The sequence below is a fragment of the Gemmatimonadaceae bacterium genome (assembly GCA_020846935.1).
GTDB lineage: Bacteria > Gemmatimonadota > Gemmatimonadetes > Gemmatimonadales > Gemmatimonadaceae > RBC101.
The window spans coordinates 49,066-64,360 of record JADLCY010000001.1 but is presented as its reverse complement, the minus strand read 5'-3'; the positions used below and the strand labels follow the sequence as shown (position 1 = coordinate 64,360).

Annotated in this window: 18 protein-coding genes and 1 tRNA gene; 1 reads left to right on the top strand and 18 read right to left on the bottom strand. The window is 68.0% G+C overall.

Annotated features, from left to right (window positions below):
• Nucleotides 1-226: 226 nt before the first annotated feature.
• Nucleotides 227-300 (bottom strand) — tRNA-Arg (locus IT361_00360).
• A 137-nt stretch (nucleotides 301-437) separates the two neighbouring features.
• Between IT361_00360 and IT361_00355 the strand changes: the two genes are divergently transcribed.
• Nucleotides 438-1,697: an HDOD domain-containing protein gene (locus IT361_00355; GenBank protein MCC6316108.1), complete on the top strand. Its 1,260-nt coding sequence runs from the start codon at nucleotides 438-440 to the stop codon at nucleotides 1,695-1,697.
• A 127-nt stretch (nucleotides 1,698-1,824) separates the two neighbouring features.
• On the opposite strand, the gene IT361_00350 is transcribed toward IT361_00355, so the two are convergent.
• The 17 genes from IT361_00350 to IT361_00270 all read right to left on the bottom strand — a co-directional run bounded on the left by IT361_00350 (nucleotide 1,825) and on the right by IT361_00270 (nucleotide 15,294).
• Entirely contained in the window at nucleotides 1,825-2,850 is a 1,026-nt protein-coding gene (locus IT361_00350) for a tetratricopeptide repeat protein (protein MCC6316107.1), read from the bottom strand.
• Nucleotides 2,843-4,177 (bottom strand): sigma-54-dependent Fis family transcriptional regulator, encoded by a 1,335-nt coding sequence (locus tag IT361_00345; GenBank protein MCC6316106.1) that lies wholly within the window; start codon nucleotides 4,175-4,177, stop codon nucleotides 2,843-2,845. The genes IT361_00350 and IT361_00345 overlap by 8 nt, the downstream gene beginning before the upstream one ends.
• A 55-nt stretch (nucleotides 4,178-4,232) precedes the next feature.
• The gene (locus IT361_00340; protein ID MCC6316105.1) at nucleotides 4,233-4,871 is read right to left on the bottom strand and encodes a hypothetical protein; all 639 of its coding nucleotides are present in this window, start codon (nucleotides 4,869-4,871) and stop codon (nucleotides 4,233-4,235) included.
• Between the two features lie 88 nt (nucleotides 4,872-4,959).
• Nucleotides 4,960-5,433 (bottom strand): hypothetical protein, encoded by a 474-nt coding sequence (locus IT361_00335; protein MCC6316104.1) that lies wholly within the window; start codon nucleotides 5,431-5,433, stop codon nucleotides 4,960-4,962.
• Between the two features lie 522 nt (nucleotides 5,434-5,955).
• Nucleotides 5,956-6,786 carry an OmpA family protein gene (locus IT361_00330; GenBank protein MCC6316103.1) on the bottom strand — a complete coding sequence of 277 codons (831 nt, stop codon included), beginning with the start codon at nucleotides 6,784-6,786 and terminating at the stop codon, nucleotides 5,956-5,958.
• Nucleotide 6,787: 1 nt separating this feature from the next.
• Nucleotides 6,788-7,645 carry a flagellar motor stator protein MotA gene (motA, locus tag IT361_00325; GenBank protein MCC6316102.1) on the bottom strand — a complete coding sequence of 286 codons (858 nt, stop codon included), beginning with the start codon at nucleotides 7,643-7,645 and terminating at the stop codon, nucleotides 6,788-6,790.
• Nucleotides 7,646-7,723: 78 nt separating this feature from the next.
• Nucleotides 7,724-7,951, bottom strand: a complete 228-nt coding sequence (locus IT361_00320) for a carbon storage regulator (protein MCC6316101.1) — start codon at nucleotides 7,949-7,951, stop codon at nucleotides 7,724-7,726.
• A 2-nt stretch (nucleotides 7,952-7,953) separates the two neighbouring features.
• A complete protein-coding gene (flgK, locus tag IT361_00315) occupies nucleotides 7,954-9,414 on the bottom strand; it encodes a flagellar hook-associated protein FlgK (protein MCC6316100.1) in 1,461 nt (486 codons plus the stop codon).
• Nucleotides 9,414-9,956, bottom strand: a complete 543-nt coding sequence (flgN, locus tag IT361_00310; protein ID MCC6316099.1) for a flagellar export chaperone FlgN — start codon at nucleotides 9,954-9,956, stop codon at nucleotides 9,414-9,416. Before flgN ends, flgK begins: the two co-directional genes overlap by 1 nt.
• Nucleotides 9,953-10,258: a rod-binding protein gene (locus IT361_00305; protein MCC6316098.1), complete on the bottom strand. Its 306-nt coding sequence runs from the start codon at nucleotides 10,256-10,258 to the stop codon at nucleotides 9,953-9,955. Before IT361_00305 ends, flgN begins: the two co-directional genes overlap by 4 nt.
• Nucleotides 10,255-11,328, bottom strand: a complete 1,074-nt coding sequence (locus IT361_00300) for a flagellar basal body P-ring protein FlgI (protein ID MCC6316097.1) — start codon at nucleotides 11,326-11,328, stop codon at nucleotides 10,255-10,257. The genes IT361_00305 and IT361_00300 overlap by 4 nt, the downstream gene beginning before the upstream one ends.
• The gene (locus tag IT361_00295; protein MCC6316096.1) at nucleotides 11,325-12,047 is read right to left on the bottom strand and encodes a flagellar basal body L-ring protein FlgH; all 723 of its coding nucleotides are present in this window, start codon (nucleotides 12,045-12,047) and stop codon (nucleotides 11,325-11,327) included. The genes IT361_00300 and IT361_00295 overlap by 4 nt, the downstream gene beginning before the upstream one ends.
• On the bottom strand, nucleotides 12,044-12,505 hold the full coding sequence (gene flgA / locus IT361_00290) for a flagellar basal body P-ring formation protein FlgA (GenBank protein ID MCC6316095.1): 462 nt from the start codon (nucleotides 12,503-12,505) through the stop codon (nucleotides 12,044-12,046). The genes IT361_00295 and flgA overlap by 4 nt, the downstream gene beginning before the upstream one ends.
• A gap of 4 nt (nucleotides 12,506-12,509) precedes the next feature.
• Nucleotides 12,510-13,301, bottom strand: a complete 792-nt coding sequence (flgG, locus tag IT361_00285) for a flagellar basal-body rod protein FlgG (GenBank protein MCC6316094.1) — start codon at nucleotides 13,299-13,301, stop codon at nucleotides 12,510-12,512.
• 86 nt (nucleotides 13,302-13,387) lie between these two features.
• On the bottom strand, nucleotides 13,388-14,080 hold the full coding sequence (locus IT361_00280; protein ID MCC6316093.1) for a flagellar hook basal-body protein: 693 nt from the start codon (nucleotides 14,078-14,080) through the stop codon (nucleotides 13,388-13,390).
• A gap of 93 nt (nucleotides 14,081-14,173) precedes the next feature.
• Nucleotides 14,174-14,536, bottom strand: a complete 363-nt coding sequence (locus IT361_00275) for a hypothetical protein (protein MCC6316092.1) — start codon at nucleotides 14,534-14,536, stop codon at nucleotides 14,174-14,176.
• A gap of 2 nt (nucleotides 14,537-14,538) precedes the next feature.
• Complete coding sequence (locus tag IT361_00270) at nucleotides 14,539-15,294, bottom strand: FliA/WhiG family RNA polymerase sigma factor (GenBank protein ID MCC6316091.1); 756 nt, start codon at nucleotides 15,292-15,294, stop codon at nucleotides 14,539-14,541.
• Nucleotide 15,295: the final 1 nt, after the last annotated feature.

The window sequence follows — 15,295 nt, the reverse complement described above, 5'->3', positions numbered from 1 at the left end:
TGTTGCGCCCGGTGCAACATCGGAAACGCCGTCGATGACGGCAATATGACGGTCGGCAGGGGCGGGCGTCATTCGCGGGACCTCCCCGCTCCCGGTCAGCGACGGCTCTTCATATAGAAGGGGGCGGCCAGTGTGATGCCGAGCACACGTGCTCGCCGCCCCACTCCGAGCTGCGAGACCAGCCTAAGGCACGAGCCGGCAGCGACTTGGGTGCGGTGCGGGAGCATGCGCGAGGCGGGATTCGAACCCACGACCTTCGGCTCCGGAGGCCGACGCTCTATCCAGCTGAGCTACTCGCGCGGTCCGGGGAACAGGCGACCCGGGAGGCAAAGACTAACCCCGGCCCGGGGGTGATACAAGTCGCGGCCGCTTCCGGTCGATACTGGCCGAGAGGTGCCTCCCTGGCCAGCGACCTGAGCTTCTCGCGCTCTGCCCCCATGACTGCACAACCCGATCTCACGGAAGCCTCTGCCTGCTTCGACGTTTTCATGGCGAGGCAGCCGATCTTCGAGCGCGACGGCCGCATCGCTGGCTACGAATTGCTGTATCGCAAGTCGGGGAACAGTCAGAGCGCGACCGACGCGACGGCGGACGTGATGGCCGCCGAGGTGTTGGTGCAAACCTTCCTCAACATCGGGCTCGACCGGGTGACGGGAGAATCCCGCGCCTACCTGAACTTCACGCGCGACATGCTGGTTCAGCGCACGTGGTCGCTCTTTGATCCTGCGCGCGTCGTGATCGAGATCCTCGAATCGGTTGCGCCAGACGCCGAAGTGATCGCGGCGGTTCAGGCGCTCGTGGATGCCGGGTATACGGTGGCGCTGGATGACTTTGTGTACACGCCGGCTCACGAGCCGCTCCTCGACCTGGTGCACGTGGTGAAGGTGGATGTGCTCGGACGCGCGTTCGACGAGATTGCCGCCGTGGCCGGCCAGCTGCGCGGTCGTTCACTCATGCTGTTGGCGGAGCGCGTCGAGACGCGGGAAGTCGAGGCGGCGTGTCGGAGCATGGGGTTCAGGCTCTTCCAGGGCTATTACTACCAGCGACCCGAGCTGCTGTCGCGTCGCGAGCTGGCCGCCGGCCACGTCACGATCCTGCAGCTGATGAACCTGCTCCGAAATGCCGAATCCAGTGATGCGCAGCTGGAAGACGCCTTCCGCGGCGACGTCTCGCTGACCGTCAAGTTGCTCCGGACGGTGAACTCTGCATCGATGGGAGGGCAGGGCATCGAGTCGATCCGGCACGCCGTGCGGATGGTGGGGCGTGGCGAGCTGCACAAGTGGCTGTCGCTGTTGCTGGTCTCGTCGATCGCTGCTCGTGGCGGGACCGACGTGGAACTGGTGCGTACGGCGCTCACGCGCGCGCACCTGGCGGAGCTGATCGGTCGGCGGTCGGGCGATCGCCGAGGCGCCGAGTCGCTGTTCATGGTTGGGCTGTTTTCGCTGCTCGATGCGCTGTTGCGGACGCCGCTCAGCGAGTTGCTCGAGCGCATCGATCTCGCGCCCGAGATTCGTCGCGCGCTGCTGGTGCGGTCGGGGCCGTATGCGGGCGTGCTCTCGCTGCTGGAGGCGTGGGAGCAGGGGCGTTGGGACGTCGTGCACGCCGAGTCCGATGCCATCGGCATGGATCCGCGTCAGCTCGGGGAACTGTACCTGGTGGCCGTCGAGTGGTCGAAGGAGCGACTGGCCGCCGCGTGATCGCGGGCGATCCCGAGACGACCTTCCACATCGGCTCATCACCCCGCGGCGAACCGGCCGCCGATGTCTGCCCGCGACACGACGCCCTCCCATAGACGCGCCGCGTTAGGCGACGCGCGCGGCGCCGTCAGGGGGACGCCGGAGGTGGAGCGGCGGCGTCAGTAGCGGCGATCCATCGGCGGAGCGCCTCGCATTCATCGGCTGCCCGGAGTTGGTCGAACAACACGAGCGCTCTGCGGGCGTCCGTGAGGGCGGCGCTGGTGTCACCTGCCGCCGCCGCGAGTTCCGCGCGCGCGCGCAGGGACTCGGCCTGGTGCAGGACGGCTCCATGGAGCTGCGAGCGCTCCACGGCGAAGTCGAGCAAGGTGCGGGCTTCGGCGAAGTTGCCGCTCATGGTACAGGCCAGGCCCGCCAGCCGGTGCGCCTCCGCCTCGCGCACGACGTCGCCCGCGGCGGCGAATGCGACGGCGGCATGTCTCGCCGTGGCTTCGGCAAAGGTGGGATCGCCGCGTCGCAGCGCGAGTTCAGCGCGTCCCAACCGCGCAATGGAGACGATCAACGGCTGCCCGGCATCGCGCCCGAACTCGATGCTGCGCAGCTCGAGTTCGTCAGCCTCACGCAAGCGACCAAGATCGCGGTACGTGATCGCCATGTTGTGGAAGCACTCCGCGAGCCCGCGCGTGTTGCCCGTGCGCTGGTGCGCCGAGATGGCGAGGTTGTAGAGTGCCAGAGCCCCGGTGCGATCCCCTTCGATGTTGGCAATCGCGCCGAGGTTGTTCATGGCGCGGGCGACCAGCGCGTCGTCGCCGTCGACGCGAGCGAGCTCCATGGCGTCGTTGAACCCGGCGCGGGCGACGTCGAGCTCCCCGAGCACGAAGTGCGCGGCGCCATTGAGCACCGTCGCGCGTCGCAGGCTCGCTCTGTCGTCACTCACCTCGATGGATGGCAGCACGAGCGCGAGCCATTCGCGGGCCTCGCGCGCGCGCCCGGTGCGGACCAGGGATTCGGCAAGCAGGGCCGCAGTGTCCGGATACGCGCGCACCCCGTCCCGGTGCGCGAGCAGCAGCGCACCCGCGTCGGTCCAGGCACCGGCATCGGCGAGTCGCTGCGCCTGCACGCGCACCTCCCGGAGCTCGCTCGACCCGTCAGGCATCGTGGTCTCCTTCGAGGAGACGAACCAGCCGCGGGCGTGAGATGCCGAGCCGACGCGCGGCTTCGCTCTTGTTGCCGCCGCAGCGTTCGAGTGCCTCACGCACGGCATCGCGGATGATGTCGGCGAGGGCGATGGGTGGCTGCGTGGCCGTGAGCCGCCGGTCGTTGCCCATCGTCTCGAACTCGAAGTCCTCGGGCTCGAGCACTGCCTTGTCCGCGAGGAGGATCGTGCGTTCGATGACGTTTCGCAGCTCGCGGATGTTGCCGGGCCATGCTCGGTGGCGCAGCGCGCTGGCAGCGCGCGGACTCAGCTCCGGTCGCGGAACCCCGTACTCGGACGCGAACCGGGCGAGGAACAGTCGCGCGAGCGGGATGATGTCCTCGTGCCGATCGCGCAGAGGCGGCAGCGCGACGGGCAGGACGTTGAGCCGATAGTAGAGATCCTCGCGGAACTCGCCAGCGCGCACGGCGGCCTCGAGGTTCACGTGCGTTGCGGCAATGACCCGCACGTCGATCGGGATGTTCCGCACACCGCCAACGCGGCGGATGCTCCGCTCCTGCAGCGCACGCAGCAACTTCCCTTGCAGGGGGAGCGCGAGGTGGCCGACTTCGTCCAGGAAGATCGACCCGCCCTGCGCCATCTCAAAGAGCCCAGGCTTGGTGGCCGACGCGTCGGTGAACGCGCCCTTCTCGTGGCCGAACAGATCGCTCTCGAGCAGGTGTTCGGGCAGCGCCGCGCAGTTGATGTCGACAAACGGCATTTCCCGGCGCGGTCCGTTGTAGTGGATCGCGCGGGCAATGAGTTCCTTGCCGGTGCCGGTTTCCCCCGTGACCAGCACCGTGACGTTGCTGTGCGGGATCACCTTGGCCACGCGCTCCAGCGCGGCGGCGAGCGAGCCGCTGGCGCCGAGGATGCCTTCGAACGTGTACTTTCGGGTCTCGGTCGCCGCGAAGGAGCGTCGATGCTCGTGGAAGAGCAGGCGTTCGGACGCATCCTTGATCCATGCGCGCAGCAGGTCGAGGTCTTCGGGGATGACGAAGAGCTGATCGGCCCCGGCACGCAGCACCGACGCCGCGAGGCGATGGCCAGCTTCGGCGGCGACGGCGGCGAACGTGACCTCCCCGTCGGCCCGGAGTTCGCGCGCGGCACGCGCGAGCGCCGTCTCTTCGCCGCCGGCCGCGAGGAGGACGACGGTGCGCGTGGGATCGACGCCCCTGGGAGCGGTGCGTGTGTGTGCGTACCCGAGCCCGACTTCCGCCGCGATCCGGGGCCAGAGCTCGCCGAAAGAGTCACTGATGCCATGCACCAGCAACGTGGCCGGTGTCATGGCCGGCGCCCCGCCGTCCGTTGAGCCTTCCGCACTCGCAGCACTCGCCATCTGGTCACCAGGCGATGATGTAGTCGGTGAAGCCGGTGACGTCGGCCTCGATCTCATGAAGCGCCGGAGCGAGGACGCTGCTCTGCTTCAGCCACGGCGCCGAGACGTTCTCGCGCTTCCAGATCGAGAGCAGCGACGTGTACGTCGCGTCAGTGCCGTCGACGACCCCGTCGCCATTGCGGTCGTCGTTGGTCTCGCGAAAGTTGAACTTGATGTCCGCCGGATCCAGCGGCGCGAAACGCAGACCGGACGGCTCGAACCGGACGATGAGCCTGGCAGGATCGATCAGGGTCATCGTGATGAGGATCGAGTCACCATCCACGAACGGTGTCCCGTTTGGACGGCTGAGCAACGATCCTTTCGAGACGCGGAACCGGATGAAGACTGTGGAGTCGGATCGACCCGGACGCGAGCGGTAGTACATGAAGGCCTGGCGGCTGTCGCCCGCCTTCGCGTAGAACGCGACCACGGGATTCGCGATGGCAGGCGCGCCGGGGGCGGGCGACAGCGAGTTCACCAGCAGGCTCGTATCGCGCGCGGTCGGCGTTAGCGGCGCCTGGGGGTCGACTGCGGCATCCGCGCACCCCGCGACGATGGTGACCACGGCGACCAGAGCCAGCACGGCGGCATGGCGGAAACGCATACGATCTTCTCCTCGGTAGAATCCCGATCGCGCAGGACGACACGAAGTGCGTGCGCCCTGCGCGACCGGGTCGATGACCTGCTGTCCACTACCTGGCGAACGCGCCCCTGACGATGACGACACCTGCCGCGGTCTTCACTTCGGCCGTCGCACCCGAGACCGAAATCGGTACCGGCTGACCGAGCTGGGTGCTGAAGTTCAACTGCGCCTTGCCGAACGTGTTGGTGGTCGCCTTGCCAAGGCTGGCTCCGGCAAGGTAGAACTCGACGACGAGGCCCGCGGGGAGGTGCTCCGCTTCGATCTCGAACTCGCGCTTCGTGTTGTTGTTGCGCGAGTCCCACTTGGCCTTGCCCCTGGCGCTCACGTACGGCGCGCTCGTGGGTGCCGTCAACTGCGCGAAGACGCGGATGCGGCCGGCCGATGTCGCGGAACCGGAGTTGTCGGAGCCCTTTGAGGCCGCTGCGGTCACGTCGTCGGTGAGGGGCGAAACAGGGCTGTCGGCGCAGGCGGACAGGATGAGCGCGGCGAACAGCGCGAGGGGAGCGATCAGGTTGATACGCATTGGTCGAGGGGTCTTGGGAGAAGGAGGATGAACGAGAGTTTGCGTGGCCACGCATCATCTCCTTGGCAAGACCGGCACCATTTCAAGACGCCCATGCAACTACTTCACAGGCAACGAGTTACGAGAATATAGCAAGCTTCTGGCGCTATAACAAAACGTTCCAGCCCATATCGAATCGATCCGATTCGCATCTCTCGATGACGAAGCCGGCGTTGGTCATCGCCGTCGCGCCGAGCCGCGGATGCCGAGGCGCTCGTGCCGCGGGACTGCGAGGTTCAAAGCGACGGGCAGTGGGATCTCGCGGCGCTCTGGACGAGTCACGCCGAGCAAGAGGCCTGGCGCGAGCGTTGTCGGTAGCGGCGGCCTCGGTCTCGTTTCGCCGGCAAGACGGCACGCGGCGCGAACTGGGCCAACGTGGACGGTCACTGTGTGCGTCCGCTGATGCGACCAATGCCACCGCGATTCATGCGGTGCGTTGGCGCATGACGACATCACCAGCAGGAGCGGCAAATCGTGCGCTGCTCAGCCGCCGGCAGCCGTCCCCAGCCGCTCCTTGAGCGCTTCGAGCGTCGCCGGCTGCGGCGCCGTGATGTAGGGCAGCAGAATCGAGATACGCCGGTTGGACGGATTCATGGGATCGAGCGGGTACTTGGGCTGCGTGTCCGCCAGGCCGTTCACCTCGACGATGCGGGACCTCGGAATCCCCACGCGCTCGAGAAACCGTCGTGCCGCGTTGGCCCGTTCGCTCGACAGTTCCCAGTTGCTGTAGTCGGGTCGCGTGTATTGCGCGGCATCGGTGTGCCCCTCGATGACCAGTGGATTCTCCATCCCGACCAGCTCCTCGGCCACCACTTTCAGCGCCAGCTCACCCTGGGGCTTCATGCGCGATGAGCCGAAGTCGAAGAAGGTGTTGCCCTGCTGGTTCTCGATCAGCTCGATGCGCAGCCCGGCATTGGTCAGAGTGATCTCGACCTTCGAACGGAACGCGCCGCGCGCAGCGAGCGAGTCCACGCGCGTGGCCAGCATCGCCTTGATTTCCTCGAAGCGGCGCTGCTGGAGCGACCGCAGGGCGATCTGCATGGCCTGCTGCTGCACCGACGCGGGCGACGAGCCGGACGCGAGGGGGCTCGAGCCTGACGAGTAGCCCTTCTTGAAGCCGATGGGATTGGAGAAGTACCCCTCGATGGCCTTCCGCGTGTTCTCGTCCATGCCGAGGATCCACATCACCATGAAGAAGGCCATCATCGCCGTCACGAAGTCGGCGTAGGCGACCTTCCACGAGCCGCCGTGGTGTCCGTGGCCGCCCTTCTTCACCTTCTTGACGATGACGACCTTGCTGCCGCCCTTGGCCACGCTACGCTGCCTTCCTTCGGGTCAACCCTTCGAGTTCGGCAAAGCTTGGCCGATCGACGGGCTCGATGTTGCGCCGCGCGAACTCCACGCAGGTCATCGGCGCATCGCCGCGGGCGAACGAGAGCAGCGCGGTCCGGATGCACGACATGTACGCGCCCTCGGCGCGCTGGCGGGCCTCGATCGCCTTGGCGAACGGGCCGATCATGCCGTACGAGAGCAGGATGCCGAGGAACGTGCCGACGAGCGCGGCGGCCACCTTGTTGCCGATTTCCGAGGCCGCGCCCCCGATCGAGCCCATGGTGATCACGACGCCGAGCACCGCGGCGACGATGCCGAAGCCCGGCATGGCGTCGCTCACCTGCGTGATCGCGTTGGGCACCTGATGCTCCTCTTCGTGGAGGCGCTCGAGGTCGAGGTCGAGAATCTCGGCGAGGTGGTGATCCTCCACCGCGCCCGTGAGGAGCACCTTGAGCGTATCGCAGAGAAACACCACGGCGTGGTGATGGTGCAGGAAGCCGGGGTACTTCGAGAAGATCGCGCTCTGTTTCGGGTCTTCGATGTGCGCCTCGAGCGCGATCAGTCCGTCCTTGCGGGCGGTCTGGAACACCTCGAAGAGCGCCTGCAGCAGCTCGCCATACGCCTTCCGGGTGAACGGGTTGGGCTTGAGCAGCGCGACGGACGCGGCAATCGACGCCTTGAGCACACTCGGCGGGTTGGCCATGATGAACGAGCCAAGCCCAGCGCCACCGATGATGATGAATTCGGTGGGCTGCCAGAGGACGCCCAGCTTTCCGTGGTGCATGGTGTAGCCCGCGATGACGGAGCCAAGCACCACGACGAGTCCGATGATCTGAAACACGAGACGGCCGGGATCAGGCGAAGGTCAGGAGTGAGCGCTGCATGGAGTATCGGCGGGTGCGTCTCGCGTGAGAGGGCATTACCCGGTGGACTTGACGCCGCCGACCAGCGCCCTCGCGTCCGCGCCAGCCGTGGCGCTGCGGTTGGCGTCCGCCACCTGTGCCACGATTTCCTCGCGCACGATGTTCACGTGCGGCGGCGCCTCGATGCCGATGCGAACGCCGCGCCGGTCGGAGGCCAGCACGACGATGCGAATCCCGCCCGCGATGAGGACCGCGTCACCGGGTTTCCGACTGAGGATGAGCATCGCTAGACCATCCCCAGGATGACCTGCGCCATCTCGTCGGCTGCCTTCACGAGCTTCGCGGCCGCCGCGTAGGCCTGCTGGTGCCGCATGAGGAGCGTCAGCTCCTCGTCGATGGAGACGCCGCTCACCGACGCTCGGCGCGTATCGGCCTGGCGCGCGAGCGTGTCGTAGATGGCGAACTGGTTGCCGGACTCGTCGACCGAGACCCCGACATCGGTGACGACCTGGGTGTAGTGGTCGAGGTACGACGTGTCGGTGGCGAGGCCGACCTGCGTGGCGAACGCTGCACCCATGCGCGTGCGCAGCGCGTCCACGCCGGTGTCGTTGCGAAGGGCAGCGACCGCAAGCGCGATGGTATTGTTCCCCGGCGCGTTCTGCACGTCGCCCGAGGCGATCACGGCGGCATTCGCCACTACTGCCGAGGACAGTCGGATGGTGCCGGCGCTCACGAACGCCGGATCGAAGAAGGCGACGCGCGAGCCGGTCGGTCCGTTGGCCGGCACCCAGTTGGAATTGCCTAACGCGTCACCGGCGGCGGTCCACCCGCTCATGTGGTATTCGTTCACTCCGTTCACGAGCGCCCGGGCGAGCTGGTCGAGGCGTCCGGTGACGGAGGGCAGATCGGTGTTGATGAAGTCGACCATCGCCGCGAGGGGGCCGGTCACACCCACCAGCGGATCAGGATCGCCCTTCATGCCGAGCGAGACCTGCGTGCCGCCGCGTGCTTCGAGGGTACGCGCGTTTGCCGCGTCGACGAGCATCATCGTCCCGAGGTGCACCCCCACCGTCCCGTTGGCCTGCGGCTCCGTGCGGGCGCCGGTGAGCTTTGCGAGCTGGTCGGCCAGGCGATCGCGCTGGTCGCGCAGGTCGGGCGCCTGCTGACCCCCCACCTCGGCGGCCGTGATCTGGCGATTCAGCGTGGCCACCTGCTGGGCGAGCCCGTTGATCTGGTCGACGGTGTCGGACATGCGCGAACGCGTGCGGTTGCCCAGGTCCGCCAACTGGGTGGCGAACGTATTGAGCATGTACGCCGCCTGCGCACCGCGCTGGCGAACGACACCCTGGGCGGCGCCGTTGCCGGGATTGTTCGACAGGTCGGCCCACGCATTCCAGAACTCGTCGAGCGTGGCGGCGAGTCCGGTGTCGCTTGGCTCGCCGAGCACCGACTCGATCTCGGACATCAGGTCGCGTCGCAGCGAAAAGGCCTCGCTGTTTCCGACCTCCCGGCGGTACGTGTTGTCCAGCAGCTGATCGCGATACCGGACGATGTCCGAGATGGACACGCCGGTCCCGATGCTGTAGAAGGGGAATCGTTGCGGTGTGGACGGCACCAGCTCCACGCGCTGCCGCGAGAACCCCTCGGTTTCGGCATTGGCGAGGTTGTGCGACGTGGTCTGGATCGCGGCCTGGTGCGACGCGATCGCGCCGCGCGCGATGCTGAGGATGCTGCCGAAGGTCGACACTAGGCCCGCCGGTTCACGAGGTACGACGCGTGCTGCGCACCGGTGTTGGCGCCGACCTTCTCCCCATAGCCCACGCGCGGTGCCGCCGCGCCTGCGAGCGACCGCACGGTCTCTTCGCCCGTCGCCAGCGCCTCGCGCAGGATCTGGCGGTTGGTCGCCACGTCACGCGCCAGGCGCTGGGCAGCGACCTGAAGGTCATCGCGCGCGACCCGCAGCTCTTCGGTTGCCGAGGGGCCGAGCGCGGCGATGAGGTCGCGCAAGGGCAGGTCCCCGGGCTGGCCGAGGCGCTCGTTGAGCGTTCGACGACGCTTGCGCGCCTCGCCGAGCGTGAGGAGGATGCGCTGCACGGCAAAGACCGAGTCGTCGATCGACGCGAGGTCGTCGGCGGCCACGGCCTCTCGCTGTTGGTGCATCGCGGTCACCAGCTCATCGATCAGGCGACGTTCGCTGCGGAGCGCATCGGTGAGTCCGTTGACGAACGTCGTCCGCTGTGCCTGCTGTGCCGGCGTGAGCGGCGTCGGGGGATGGACGATCGCGTTCACGGTGCGGACGGGTCGGCGCCCTGGGTCGGGGCGAGGCGGGTGCGGAACTGCCTGAGGAGCGCGTCACCGAGGTCGCTGTTCCATTGCGTCGGCACGAGGTCGGCCATGCGCTCATCGAGCATGCTGCTGAACATCTCTTCGCCGGCGCCGCCCGAGAGCGCGCCGTCCTGCGGAACGGTCTCGCGCATGGCCTTGAACAACTGCGCCACGAACACGCCCTCGAGTGCGCGCGCGGCCTCGCGCAGGCGGCGATCGTCACCCGCGGGCGTGATGGGCCCTGCGTCCCTGCCAATCGGGTTCATCGGGCAATCACCTCAGCGGAGAGCGCCCCGACGTTGCGCAGGGCTTCGAAGACGAGCGCCACCTGTTGCGGTGGTGTTCTCACGGCGTGCAGCGCGGCAGCCAGCTGCTGGACCGTCGCACCGGTCGGCACGCGGACCTGACCTGGCGGCCCCTGCGTCGAAGTATCGGCGGAGGCTGCACCGATCGAGAGCGCGAGGCCTCCCACGGAAACCATCCCGGGCCCCAGCGTGAGGTCGCCGCCGGCGACGACGGTCCCGGAGCGCTGGTCGATCACGATGCGCGCGACGCGCTGAATCTCGACCTTGAGGTCACGGATGCGTGCGAGCGCCGCGGCCGGTCCACCGGCGCTGTCGCCGAGGGTCAAGGTGACCGCGCCCGGGTCTTCAACCCTGGCGGTCTCTTTGCCCATCACCGAGTCGATCACGGCGGCCATGCGTGCGGCGACGCCGATGTCGGGTTGGCGCAGGATGAGCGTGCTCGACGCCGTGAACTGCGGGCGTGGCAGGTCCACTTCGAGCAGGCCACCGTTGGCGAGCTTTGCGCTCGCCGCGGCGAAGCCGACGCGTCGGCGTGCGACGTCGGTGTCATCGACGAGCAGTTCGCCCTGTGCGGTCGCCATCGCCTTGCCGCCGGCTTCGGCGACGAGCGGCGTCATCCACAGGACGCCACCACGCAGCGATCGCGCATCGCCGACCGAGCTCACCTGCACGTCGAACCGTCCGCCCGGCCTCAGATACGGCGAGGCCTCGGCGGTGACGAGCACCGCCGCGACATTCCGCGTGCGCAGCAGTTCCGGCGGGACGATGATGTCAAAGCGGCGCAGGAGGTTCGCGACACTCTGCACGGTGTGTTGCGACCCGCGGCCGGCGAAGGCATTGTCGCCCGTACCGGAGAGGCCGGTGACGATGCCGTATCCGACGAGCCTTACCGGCACCGCCTGATGGTCGACGACGAGGTCACGGATGGGGACGGCCTGGGCCCGGGCCGCATCGACACAAAACGCCGCGTGCGCCAGCCCGATGGCCAGCGCGATGCGGAGGGGGGAACGGAGGGGGGCGGGGTGCGTCACGGCCAGAAGAGTCCGATGAGTTTGCCGACGAGCCCGTTCTTCGGTTTGCCCAGCGAGCCCTTCGCGCTGTAGGAGATCTGGGCGTCGGCGATGGCCTCGGAGCCCACAGCGTCGCGCGAACCGACGTCGATGGGGCGGAGGAAGCCGGACAGGGTCAGTGTCGCCTTGTTCTTGTCCACGTCGATCATCTTGGTGCCCTTCACCTGCAGGAGCCCTTCGGGCGTCACGGCGACCACGCGTACCGCGAGCTGGCCCACGTAGCGCGTGTTGCGGGTGGCGTTGCCGCGCTGCATGGAGGCACCGGCATCTCCGGTCTGCACGCTGCCGGCGACGTCGCCGATCGCGGCCCCGGAGCCCGGCAGCGACGGCGGCTCGACCTGCACGCCAAGCTGGCGGCTCCGCGATGCACTGTTCGTGTTGTCCTTGGTCGCCTGCGCGAGCGCGTATTCGTCCACCAGCACCTGGATGACATCGCCGACGGCGAACGTGCGGCGGTCCGACGTCCAGTTGAGGTTGCGCGCGGCCGGTGCGGCCTTCGCCGAGTCGGGTCGCGCGGCGGCCTGCGCGCCCAGTTGGGCGGCACCGAGTACGAGCAGCGCCACGACGGCCGCGGCGGCGATCGCCAGGCGCGGAACCTTTGGTGCGGGCTCTGCGGCCGGAACGGTCGGGATGACCGTCACGCGACGCGGCGTTGCGATGACATCGCAGTGGTGAATCATTGGATCCTCGGGGGAACGGAGCGCGTCACTTCGCCGGCTCCGGTGACCGTACCTTCGACCGTGCGGTTGGCGCCCAGGCGGACGGCGACCTGATCGCCGAGTTCCCCGGCGCCCACGGCGCGTCCATCCAGCGTGAGGCGGAGGCCTGGTTCTTCCATCACGAAGAGCACGGGCTGACCGGCGACCACCATGGGGCGCGGAGCCACGGCAGGGCGTCGGAGCACTTCGCCGGCCTCGATGACTCGGCGCGTGACCCAGCCGGCGCGCGCCAGCGAGTCGACGCCACGAACCATCGCGCGCGTGATCGTGAAGTCCGCGGTGGTGAGAACCGTGCCGCGGGCCAGGCGGCGCGTGGCCACGGCAACGACCTGCTCGCTGGGCGCGGCGCCCTGCGCGTGCGACCCCATCATCGGGACCGCCGCGAGGGCGAAGGCGACGAGCACGCGCGGCGCCGGCATCTGCCTAACGCACCATGTTGTTGGCGACCTGCATCATCTCCTCGGCGTTCTTGATCGCCTTGGAGTTGATCTCGTAGGCGCGCATGGACGTGATCATGTCGACCATCTCCTGCACGATCTCCACGTTGCTGCTCTCGAGATGGCCCTGGAGGAGCCGACCCATCCCCTCGTCCTGCGGAAAGCCGCTGATCGCGGCCCCTGACGCCGGGGTCTCGGTGTAGAGGTTCTGCCCGGCGGATGAGAGGCCGGCCGGATTCATGAAACGTGCGATCTCGATCCGGCCGAGTTCCTGCACCTTGCTCGTATCGTTGCCGACCTGCACCGAGACCACGCCGGTGGGGGAGATCGAAATGTTCGAGCCGTCGGTGGGGAACTTGATGCCCGGTACCACGACCAGCCCTCCCGAGGTCACCAGCGTGCCGGTGTCGGAGATGCTGAAGCTGCCGTCGCGCGTGTAGCCCACCTGGCCATTGGCCATCTGCACCTGGAAGAATCCGTCGCCGTCGATCGCGATGTCGAGCGGAGAACTCGTCTGCTCCACGGCACCCTGCGCGTGCAATCGCTGCACCGAGGAGAGGTGTGTGCCTCGGCCGACCTGGATGGCCGGGTTGGTGTTGCTGTCCGGCGTGCCGATGACCGACGGATTCTGCACCGTCTGATACAGCAGGTCCTCGAAGTGCGCGCGGCTCCGCTTGAACCCCGTCGTGTTGACGTTGGCGAGGTTGTTGGAGATCACCTCGGTGCGGAGCTGCTGGGCCATCATGCCGGTGGCGGCGGTACGGAGCGCGGGGTTCATACGGAGCGGGTGTGAGGAGGGACGAGCGAGTCAGCGGGTGCAGCGGGCGCGTTTCACGCGCGCACGCGGTCAGCCGCGCTGGTCATTCATCCCGTCGGCTTGCCAAGCTGGTTGGAGATGGTGGCGCGGATGTCATCGAGGGTCGACAGGGCCTTCTGCGCGAACGCAAAGTTCCGCTGGATGGTGATCATGTCGACCATGGAGTCGATGGAGTTCACGTTGCTGCCTTCGAGGTGTCCCTGACGCACGTCACGTGCGTCGAGGGCGACCGCGGTGCGTGTGGCGTCGGGGATCCAGCGCGTGCCTGCCTCGTGCTGCAGCGTCGTGTTTGGGGCGACGGTCTCGATGCGCAAACGGTCGATCCACACGCCATCGACGGCCACGCGGCCCGTGCGGTCGATCGAGACGTCGCTCCCGCCAACGCGGATCGGGCCCTTTTCTCCGGCCAGGCGGCTGCCGTCGGCATCGGCGAGGTAGCCCTGCGGGTCGATCGTCGACGCTCCGCCGCGGGTGAACCGCTCGCCTGACGGTGTCGTGACCACGAAGAACTGATGGCCGCGGAGCGCGAGGTCGAGCGGATTGCCGGTCGGCGTGAGCGGCCCTTCCCGCCAGTCGGTAGACGCCGCCATCGCGGGAGTGTCTCCGGTGAGCCGAGCGTAGCCAAGTTCGGCCTTGAAGCCGGTCGTGTTCACGTTGGCCAGGTTGTTGGCCGCGATCTCCTGCCGCCGCTCCCAGTAGCGGAGCGCTGCAGCAGCGCTGGCAATGCCATCTGTTTTCATCGGCGGCTCCTGGCGACGGGAACGTGCTACAAACACAAAGGGCAACCGGTGTGCCGGTTGCCCTCGCGCCCGCTTCACTGTGGCAAGTCGTTGTCAGGCAGCGACTTGACGACCTCCGAGCGCGTGACCAGGCGCGCGCTTGAATCGCCTGAAGAGGGAAAAGCGTGCCGGTTGCGGCGAGTTCTGCCGGGCCACCTTGCCCCCAAGCACCAGGGCCAGGGCGTCCCGCGACAGTCCGGTGCGGCGCGCAATCTCGAGTGCAGGCGTGCCTGCGGCGGCGAGCGAGCGCGCCGTCATGGATCGGGTCGCGGAGATCCCTGCGCGCGAGGGCGCATCGCTCGATGGCCACGACACCACCAGCAACAGGCCAATGACGCCGAGCGCGAGGGCACCGGCGGCAGCCATGCTGAGCGCATCGGCTGTCACGAGTTCGAAGATTCGGATGAGGGTAGGCATCGTCAGGCGGGAGTGCGAAAGTGGGCGAGCTCGGTGCGAAGCTTCCCCAGCGCCTTGGTGCGGATCTGGGAGACGCGCGATTCCGTGAGGTCCAGGACCTCGGCGATCTCGTGGAGCCTGAGCTCCTCGAAGTAGTAGAGCGTGAGTACGATGCGCTCCTGCTCCTTGAGCTTCAGCAGTGCGGCCTTGAGGATCTCGCGCTCCTGTTCGCGCGAAATCTCGTCTTCGACAGTCGACTCCGGCTCGGCGGCGATGAGGTCCGGCGGCACCCCACCGGACGCCTCCTGGTCGGTGCCCGAGTGGTCGATCGACACGTGGACCGCACTCTCGGTTTCGGCCTGCCATCGCCAGAGGGTCGGCAGGTCGACGCCGAGGTGTTCGGCGAGTTCGTGGTCGGTGGTGGGGCGAGCGAATATGCGCGTGAGCGTTTCGCGCGCCTGCGCGATCTCCCGCGTCTTGCGGCGGATGGAGCGCGGGACGTGATCCTGTCGGCGCAACTCGTCGAGGATCGCGCCGCGAATGCGCGGCACGGCGAACGTGCTGAACGCGAGGCCACGCGTCGCATCGAATGCCTGCAGCGCGTTCATGAGCCCGATCGTGCCGCACGAGACGAGTTCGTCGAAGTCCGCCGGTGCCGCGAGGGCTCGCGACAGCTGGCGGGCCACATGATGCACGAGGCTCAGGTTCTCCTGCAGCAGGAGGTCCCTGGCCTGCACATCGCCGTCGGCGAAGGCTCGCCACAGATGGTCGGTCGCCATG

Bases quoted from the DNA above. Each gene is read 5' to 3' on its own strand.
- IT361_00355 (MCC6316108.1), top strand. From the start codon at position 438: ATGACTGCACAACCCGATCTCACGGAAGCCTCTGCCTGCTTCGACGTT.
- IT361_00350 (MCC6316107.1), bottom strand. From the start codon at position 2,850: ATGCCTGACGGGTCGAGCGAGCTCCGGGAGGTGCGCGTGCAGGCGCAG.
- IT361_00345 (MCC6316106.1), bottom strand. From the start codon at position 4,177: ATGACACCGGCCACGTTGCTGGTGCATGGCATCAGTGACTCTTTCGGC.
- IT361_00340 (MCC6316105.1), bottom strand. From the start codon at position 4,871: ATGCGTTTCCGCCATGCCGCCGTGCTGGCTCTGGTCGCCGTGGTCACC.
- IT361_00335 (MCC6316104.1), bottom strand. From the start codon at position 5,433: ATGCGTATCAACCTGATCGCTCCCCTCGCGCTGTTCGCCGCGCTCATC.
- IT361_00320 (MCC6316101.1), bottom strand. From the start codon at position 7,951: ATGCTCATCCTCAGTCGGAAACCCGGTGACGCGGTCCTCATCGCGGGC.
- IT361_00305 (MCC6316098.1), bottom strand. From the start codon at position 10,258: ATGAACCCGATTGGCAGGGACGCAGGGCCCATCACGCCCGCGGGTGAC.
- IT361_00295 (MCC6316096.1), bottom strand. From the start codon at position 12,047: ATGATTCACCACTGCGATGTCATCGCAACGCCGCGTCGCGTGACGGTC.
- flgA (MCC6316095.1), bottom strand. From the start codon at position 12,505: ATGCCGGCGCCGCGCGTGCTCGTCGCCTTCGCCCTCGCGGCGGTCCCG.
- flgG (MCC6316094.1), bottom strand. From the start codon at position 13,301: ATGAACCCCGCGCTCCGTACCGCCGCCACCGGCATGATGGCCCAGCAG.
- IT361_00280 (MCC6316093.1), bottom strand. From the start codon at position 14,080: ATGAAAACAGATGGCATTGCCAGCGCTGCTGCAGCGCTCCGCTACTGG.
- IT361_00275 (MCC6316092.1), bottom strand. From the start codon at position 14,536: ATGCCTACCCTCATCCGAATCTTCGAACTCGTGACAGCCGATGCGCTC.
- IT361_00270 (MCC6316091.1), bottom strand. From the start codon at position 15,294: ATGGCGACCGACCATCTGTGGCGAGCCTTCGCCGACGGCGATGTGCAG.